This is a genomic window from Phaeodactylibacter xiamenensis (assembly GCF_000759025.1).
Lineage (GTDB): Bacteria > Bacteroidota > Bacteroidia > Chitinophagales > Saprospiraceae > Phaeodactylibacter > Phaeodactylibacter xiamenensis.
Genome location: NZ_JPOS01000014.1, coordinates 1 through 2,500, shown reverse-complemented (window position 1 = coordinate 2,500; position 2,500 = coordinate 1). Strand labels below are relative to the sequence as shown.

General features: G+C 53.4%; 1 rRNA gene (cut by a window edge). It reads left to right on the top strand.

Features of this window, described 5'->3' with window-relative positions:
* Positions 1-2,500, top strand: a 23S ribosomal RNA gene (locus IX84_RS05765) (its annotated part extends 13 nt beyond the left edge of the window); the annotation flags it as partial.

The following is a 2,500-nucleotide window of genomic DNA, read 5'->3' as shown; positions in this document are numbered from 1 at the left end:
AGAGCGCATGGTGGATGCCTAGGCTCTCAGAGGCGACGAAGGACGTGGTAAGCTGCGAAAAGCTACGGGGAGGTGCAAACAACCTTTGATCCGTAGATGTCCGAATGGGAAAACCTGCTATAGTGAAGCTATAGCGTGCAAACGCGAACCCGGGGAACTGAAACATCTAAGTACCCGGAGGAAAAGAAATCAACCGAGATTCCCCTAGTAGTGGCGAGCGAACGGGGACTAGCCCTAAAGCGGTTATAAGTATAACGGAAGCTGCCTGGAAAGCAGCGCCAAAGAGGGTGACAGCCCCGTACGATGAATGCTTATAGCTGTTATTTCGAGTAAGGCGGGACACGTGAAATCCTGTCCGAAGATGGGGGGACCATCCTCCAAGGCTAAATACTCCTGAGAGACCGATAGTGAACCAGTACCGTGAGGGAAAGGTGAAAAGAACCGCAAGAAGCGGAGTGAAAAGAACCTGAAACCGTGCGCTTACAAGCGGTCGGAGTTCCCCGTATGGGGGATGACGGCGTGCCTTTTGCATAATGAGCCTACGAGTTGCTCCTGTCTAGCGAGTATAAGGCCTTCAGGGCCGGATGCGGAGCGAAAGCGAGTCTGAATAGGGCGAGAGCTAGGCGGGGCAGACGCGAAACCGTGTGATCTACCCATGGGCAGGTTGAAGTTGGGATAGTCTCCCAATGGAGGACCGAACCGGTACATGTTGAAAAATGTTCGGATGACCTGTGGGTAGGGGTGAAAGGCCAATCAAACTCGGAGATAGCTCGTACTCCCCGAAATGCATTTAGGTGCAGCGTCAGGAAGAGTATCATGGAGGTAGAGCTACCAATAAGGCTAGGGGGCTTCACCGCCTACCAACCCTTGATGAACTCCGAATGCCATGATACTGCACTGGCAGTGAGGCAGTGGGTGCGAAGGTCCATTGCCGAGAGGGAAAGAACCCAGACCATCAGCTAAGGCCCCCAAGTGTACGCTAAGTTGAATGAACGAGGTGGGGATGCTATGACAGCTAGGATGTTGGCTTGGAAGCAGCCATTCATTTAAAGAGTGCGTAACAGCTCACTAGTCGAGCGTTCCTGCGCGGAAAATGATCGGGCATCAAGCGTGCCGCCGAAGCTATGGATGCTGACATCTTCGGATCGTCAGTATGGTAGGGGAGCATTCTGGTTGCGCTGAAGCAGTGCTGTGAGGCATTGTGGAGCGGCTGGAAAAGAAAATGTAGGCATGAGTAACGATAAACAGAGTGAGAAACTCTGTCGCCGTAAGACTAAGGGTTCCTTGATCGATGTTAATCAGATCAGGGTTAGTCGGGTCCTAAGGGGCAGCCGAAAGGCGAACCTAATGGCAAACAGGTTAATATTCCTGTACCTGCATACACTAAAAAGGGGACGGAGCTGTGGATTGCCCGCGCACTGATGGAATAGTGCGTTAAACCCTTCGGGGGATAGTACAGCAAGCCTGCGAAGGCGAGCTGATAGTAGCAAGAAGCAGCTTCCAAGAAAAGCCGAAGTATGCAGCCCGTACCGTAAACCGACACAGGTAGTCGAGGAGAGTATCCTAAGGCGCTCGAGTGATCCGTGGCTAAGGAACTAGGCAAAATAGCCCCGTAACTTCGGGAGAAGGGGCGCTCCGGTTAACCCCGGAGCCGCAGTGAAGAGGCCCAGGCGACTGTTTAGCAAAAACACAGGACTCTGCGAAGCTGAAAGGCGAAGTATAGGGTCTGACACCTGCCCGGTGCCGGAAGGTTAAGGGAGGCGCTAATCTTCGGAGAAGGCGTTGACTGAAGCCCCGGTAAACGGCGGCCGTAACTATAACGGTCCTAAGGTAGCGAAATTCCTTGTCGGGTAAGTTCCGACCTGCACGAATGGTGTAACGATCTGGGCACTGTCTCAGCCACGAGCTCGGTGAAATTGAAGTATCGGTGAAGATGCCGGTTACCCGCAACGGGACGGAAAGACCCCGTGAACCTTTACTACAACTTCGTATTGTGCTAGGGTATAAAATGTGTAGGATAGGTGGGAGGCTTAGAAGCTGCCGCGCCAGTGGTAGTGGAGCCGTCCTTGAAATACCACCCTTTTTATACTTTGGTCCTAACCCTTCGGGGGACAGTGCGTGGTGGGTAGTTTGACTGGGGTGGTCGCCTCCTAAAGAGTAACGGAGGCTTACAAAGGTACCCTCAGCATGGTTGGTAATCATGCGCAGAGCATATGAGTATAAGGGTGCTTGACTGAGAGAGGGACGCCTCGAACAGGTGCGAAAGCAGGTTCAAGTGATCCGGTGGTCCCTTATGGAAGGGCCATCGCTCAAAGGATAAAAGGTACTCCGGGGATAACAGGCTGATCTCCCCCAAGAGCTCATATCGACGGGGAGGTTTGGCACCTCGATGTCGGCTCGTCACATCCTGGGGCTGGAGAAGGTCCCAAGGGTTGGGCTGTTCGCCCATTAAAGTGGCACGCGAGCTGGGTTCAGAACGTCGCAAGACAGTTCGGTCCCT